Genomic DNA, 1,312 nt, shown 5'->3' on the forward strand with positions numbered 1-1,312 from the left:
GGCCGCGGAGGCCCGCGTGCAGCGGCTGCCTCAGCCTGTGGGCCTAGAGGCCGCGGGTTTCGTCCCGCCGGATGGTTTCGCCCGTGTGCGGGTCCTCGATGCGGCGGCTTTCCGTCACGCGGTGCTCGCGGCGCGGCATGGCCATGATGATGGAGATGATCAGGCCGAGCACGCCTACACCCATCAGGATCCAGCCGATCAGCGTCAGGTCGATGAAATCCACGACGTCGGCAACGGCGAAGGCCAGGATTGCGCCGATGGCAATCAAGGCAATTGATGATCCGATTCTCATAGCCAGCAACTCCTTCAGGTTGGGCGGCCGGCGCAGCAGTCGCTGCGTCCGGCCGTCGTACAGGAAGTACGCGGTGCTTTGTCAGCATACTTGGTGTTTTGGGGAACGTCCCGCAACCGGTGACTTACGCTTAAGGCCGGAACACCATCACGGTGCTGATTGCTCCAGGAGGGTTTGTGGCCAGAGGACGGAAGATCAATCCAGCCATGCGCGTCGCCGCCGATGCGGCTTTCGACAAGCACGGCAACCCAAAGCCCGGCGTGACGACCGGCATCATGAAGGCGCTGGACGTCCAGCGGCCGCTGGTGCTGGCCAACTTGGACCGGCTGCGGCGCAAGAACCCGGACGCGACGCCGGCCGAGCTGGCCGCGAAGTTGGAAAAGAAATACCTGGCGGCGGTGACCACCGGCGGTGCGGCGGTGGGGGCATCCGCCGTCGTGCCGGGCGTGGGCACGGTGGCGGCACTGGGCCTCTCCGCGGCGGCTACCGTGGGCTTCCTGGAAGCCACTGCCCTGTTCGCCCAGTCGATCGCCGAACTGCATGGCATCGATACCGAGAACCCCGAACGCTCCCAGGCCATGGTGATGGCCATCCTGATGGGCGACGAGGGCAGCTCCCTGATCAAGGAGTTCGCCGGGCAGGCCGGCGGGCGCGGCGGAAACCCGTCGCGGGCCTGGGGAAACGCGGTGGGCAGCAGTATGCCCTCCGGCATGGTCAGCTCGCTGGTGGACAGCCTGAAGAAGCGTTTCCTGACCAAACTGCTGGCCAAGCAGGGGACGGCGATGCTCGGCCGCGCGGTCCCCTTCGGCATCGGCGCGGCCGTCGGTGGTGCCGGCAACCACGTGATGGGCCGGCGCGTCATCGACGCCACCAGGACGGCCTTCGGGGAACCGCCGCTGGTGCTGCCGATGTCCCTGGTGGAGGACCTTACCGACAACCGGTACCGCCTGGGCGAGCTGCCGGCCGTGCCCGGCCGGGTCGCCGCCCGGATGCTGGAGAGGCTGCCCGGCCGCAGGCGGA

Annotated in this window: 2 protein-coding genes; one reads left to right on the forward strand and one right to left on the reverse strand. The window is 68.0% G+C overall.

From position 1 onward, the window contains the following. Positions 1–43 precede the first annotated feature (43 nt). Positions 44–292, reverse strand: a complete 249-nt coding sequence (locus tag AC5RUJ_RS16495; protein ID WP_494128697.1) for a DUF6458 family protein — start codon at positions 290–292, stop codon at positions 44–46. Positions 293–468: 176 nt separating this feature from the next. On the opposite strand from AC5RUJ_RS16495, the gene AC5RUJ_RS16500 reads away from it, so the two are divergent. After that, on the forward strand, positions 469–1,312 hold an 844-nt coding region (locus AC5RUJ_RS16500; RefSeq protein WP_494156272.1), incomplete at its 3' end, for a hypothetical protein.

It is taken from the genome of Arthrobacter sp. Y3223164 (genome assembly GCF_059091005.1).

Coding starts and splice junctions, on each gene's coding strand:
- AC5RUJ_RS16495 (WP_494128697.1), bottom strand. CDS start 292: ATGAGAATCGGATCATCAATTGCCTTGATTGCCATCGGCGCAATCCTG.